Source organism: Ferruginibacter sp. (assembly GCF_031430955.1).
In the GTDB taxonomy this organism is placed as follows: Bacteria; Bacteroidota; Bacteroidia; order Chitinophagales; family Chitinophagaceae; genus Ferruginibacter.
Map to the genome: position 1 here is coordinate 1 of NZ_JANPCM010000382.1, position 4,305 is coordinate 4,305.

The 4,305-nt window shown below is 38.4% G+C and carries 2 protein-coding genes; both read right to left on the minus strand.

Features of this window, described 5'->3' with window-relative positions:
• Nucleotides 1-115 precede the first annotated feature (115 nt).
• Nucleotides 116-3,205, minus strand: a complete 3,090-nt coding sequence (locus ACY65O_RS10950) for an efflux RND transporter permease subunit (protein WP_462220898.1) — start codon at nt 3,203-3,205, stop codon at nt 116-118.
• Nucleotides 3,206-3,362: 157 nt separating this feature from the next.
• A partial coding sequence (locus tag ACY65O_RS10955; RefSeq protein WP_462220899.1) for an efflux RND transporter periplasmic adaptor subunit occupies nt 3,363-4,305 on the minus strand: 943 nt, incomplete at its 5' end.

Below are 4,305 nucleotides of genomic sequence, written 5' to 3' on the forward strand. Positions count from 1 at the left end.
GCTACGGCATCTTCGGCAGTTAATATATTTTGTGCAGAAACATTTTGTGGTGCTGCAAATACAAAACTAAAAACTACTGCGGTAAAAAAAAACTTCTTCATCAAAACAACATATTTTAAACTGATAAACTGGTTGGTTCTAAATCGTCGAGCTCACTTCTTTTCTTTTTACTGGAAAGAAAAGCATACATGGCAGGTATAACCAATAAAGTAAGAATTAAAGAGAACATAATACCACCTACAATAACAATACCCAACGGAATGCGGCTGGTAGAGGCATCGCCTAATGATAAAGCTAAGGGCAACGCACCTAGACTCATAGCAAGGCTCGTCATTAAAATAGGGCGGAACCTTGCTACTGCAGCTTCAATAACGGCCTGTCCTTTTTTAGCACCTGCTAATTGTTTTTGATTGGCAAACTCTACAATTAAAATACCGTTTTTTGTTACAAGGCCAATCAGCATAATCATTCCTATCTGCGAAAAAATATTTAGTGTTTGCCCAAATAAACTTAAAGATAATAATGCACCTGCAATGGCAAGCGGCACGGTTATCATAATAATTAATGGATCAATAAAACTTTCGAACTGCGCCGCCAAAACTAAAAAGATTAATATTAATGCCAGGATAAATGCAAAGCTGGTATTGCTGCCGCTTTCGGCATAATCTCTTGAAGAACCGGTAAGCGAAGTGGTAAAAGAATCATCTAATATTTTTTTAGAAATTTCTTCCATGGCTTTAATACCATCACCCACAGTTTTACCCGGCGCAAGACCGGAAGAAATGGTTGCAGATTTATACCTGTTAAAATGATAAATAGTTGGCGGCGTACTTTCTTCTTCCATCGTAACCAGATTATCTAGCGGTACCGACTGGCCTGCAGCATTTCTTACATAAATACCTTTTAAATCGGTGGGGTCGTCACGGTCATCTCTTGCCACCTGGCCAATTACCTGGTATTGTTTTCCATCTCTTGTAAAATAACCCAGGCGGCGGTTGCTTAATGCTAATTGCAATGCTTCTGAAATATTTTCTATGCTTATACCAAGGTCGCTGGCTTTCAAGCGGTCAATTACAATTCTTATTTCTGGTTTATTAAATTTTAAATCTGCATCTACACCCTGGAAGATGGGATTTTTGGAAGCCTCCTCCATAAATTTTGGTAACACTTCTTTTATCTTATCAAAATTAATATTTTGTAAAACAAACTGTACCGGCTGGCCGCCACGCCTGTTTACCGAAATAGTTTGTTCCTGTATGGCAAAAATTCTTCCCTCATTAAATTTAGAAGCATTCTTGTTTATCATGTTCACAATTTCCTGCTGCGATCTTTTTCTGTCTTTAGGTTCAATAAGGGCAGCACGGACAAAACCAGTATTTACTGAGCCTGATCCTGTAAATCCTGGTGCGGTGATGCTGATCAAAACTGTTTTTTCCGGTACAGAATCCATTACAAATTGCGATACCCTGTCGATGTATTTATCCATGTAATCGTAAGAGGTTCCTTCGGGTGCAGTTACGGAAAGGCGAAACTGACTGCGGTCTTCCATAGGTGCCAGTTCAGAAGGGATATCTTTTCCAATAATGTAAATGATAGCAAAACATGCCAAAATTAAAATGACAGCAATCCATTTTAATTTCATAAAACCCTGCAGCAATTTACGGTAACCATTTTCCATACCACGAAAGAAGGGCTCAGTGACGTTATAAAAACGGGAATGCTTATGCACTTTACGTGCTAGCTTAACATTTAATACCGGTGTAAGTGTTAGTGAAACAAATGCCGAAATTAAAACTGCACCTGCTACCACAATTCCAAACTCACGGAAAAGCCTGCCCACAAAACCTTCTAAAAATATAATGGGTAAAAAAACAATGGCTAATGTTATTGATGTTGCAATTACGGCAAAATAAATTTCTTTGGAACCTTCTTTGGCAGCCTGCCACTTGCCCATGCCCTGCTCCATTTTTTTAAAAATATTTTCTGTTACCACAATACCATCATCCACCACCAAACCTGTTGCCAGTACAATGGCTAAAAGCGTTAATACATTTATGGTAAAACCGCAGAGATACATTATAAAGAATGCGCCAATTAATGAAACAGGGATATCAATTAAAGGACGGATAGCAATGATCCAGTCTCTGAAGAAAAGATAAATAATTAATACCACCAGTATAATGGCAATCATTAAAGTTTCTTTTACTTCGGATATTGATTTTTTTATGAATTTAGTTTGGTCGAGTGCAATATTTAAAGAAATATCCGAAGGCACTTCTTTTTTAATTTGCTCGTAACGGATGTAAAATTCATTGGAAATAGCAACATAGTTAGAGCCGGGTTGTGGCACAATGGCCAGCGCAATCATGGGTACTCCACTTTCTTTTAAAACCGATTCTTCATTTTCGGGACCAAGCACAACTTCACCAACATCTTTAATTTTAATATCCGAACCATTTACATTTTTTACAATGATATTATTAAATTCTTCTTCGGTATTGATATTGCCAAATGTTCTTACTGATAATTCAGTTGCATCGCCGGCAATTTTACCGGAAGGTAACTCTACATTCTGTTGTTGTAATGCTGTTTGTATATCGCCGGGTGTTAATCCGTATGCACTCAGTTTAGCCACATCAAACCAAATACGCATGGCATATTTTCTTTCGCCCCAAATTTGTATGCCACTTACACCAGGTATAGTTTGCAACCGTTCCAATAAATTATTGGTGGCATACTCTGTTACCTCCAATTGATTTTTGGTATTGCTCTGCACCGTCATGGAAATAATAGCATCGCTGCTGGCATCTGCTTTGCTTACAACCGGAGGCGCATCTAAATCGGATGGCAAAGAACGAACTGCCTGCGATACTTTATCACGTACATCGTTGGCCGCACTTTCTAATCCGTTACCCAGTTCAAACTCTACATTAATATTGCTGGTTCCCTGGCTGCTGCTGCTGGTAATATTTTTTACACCGGCAATACCGTTGATGGCTTTTTCTAAAGGCTCAGTAATTTGCGATTCTATAATATCGGCATTGGCGCCGGGGTAAGCTGTACGTACAGAAATATTAGGCGGATCGATAGCAGGATAATCACGTACGCCTAAAAATTTAAATCCTATCACGCCAAATAAAATGATGACGATGCTGAGCACAACAGCCATAACAGGGCGACGTAAACTAAGTTCGGATATATTCAATCTGCGTTGTTTTAAAATTATTTATTGATGTTCTAAATTCAATGCCATCTTTATTTACCACTTCAGGCATAATAAACGGGTACATTTTTTTAATCATTTTAATTTTTCTTTTTTATCCCCTGCCTTCAGTAATTTTTTTTATCATCTTACTGTTGCTTTAGTTCCCCTTCAAGGGGCGGAGGGGGTTTATTTGCACTTTACTGCCCGGCTTAGTGGAAAGCAATCCGGTTATTAAAACAGTATCACCTGCTTTTAAACCGGTAGTAATTTCTACCATTGCAGAATCTCTTATGCCTGTGGTTACTGTTTCCATTGATGCAATTCCATTTCTTACTGCCATTACTTTTTTATTTCTCGCCTGTGGAATAATGGCTTGTGTAGGTATCATCAATGCTGCATTATTTTCACCCAATGGTATCTGCACTTTTGCAAATGAACCTGCAATTAATTGTGCATTGGCTTTATCTACCAGTGCAATTACTTTAAGGCTCCTGGTTTCGGCTGTTATATTATTTTCTGTTGCTGTAATTTTTGCTGAATAAGAAGCATTATTATTTTCAACTGTAAAATGGATAAGGCTGCCCGGATTCATTTGTGCACCGTATTTTTCGGGTACAGTAAATTCTAATTTTAACTGGCTTACTTTACGCAATGTGGTAATAATTGTTGTGGGAGAAATATAGGCACCCGGTGTAATAGTGCTGGTACCCATTTTACCACTAAACGGTGCCCTTAAAGATGTTCGGGCAATATTGGTACGGATGATATTAATATCGGCCCTGATATTATTTACAGCCAGTACATTTAAATCATATTCCTGCTGGCTTACACCATTTATTTTTAATAATGCGGCATATCGCTCTGCAGTTTGTTCGGCAGTTTTTAATTGCACTAAAAGTTTTTGTAACTGTGCCTGCAAATCGCCATCATAAATTTTTAAGACCATACTGCCCTGTGCAACATTGCTGCCTTCTCTAAAATACACTCCTGTTACCCTCCCGGCAACCTCGGGGTGCAATTCTACTTCCTGGTAGGCGGCTAAACTTCCGGATACTTCTATATCCTGAGCTAATAATTGCGGCGTAACAATATATCCATCA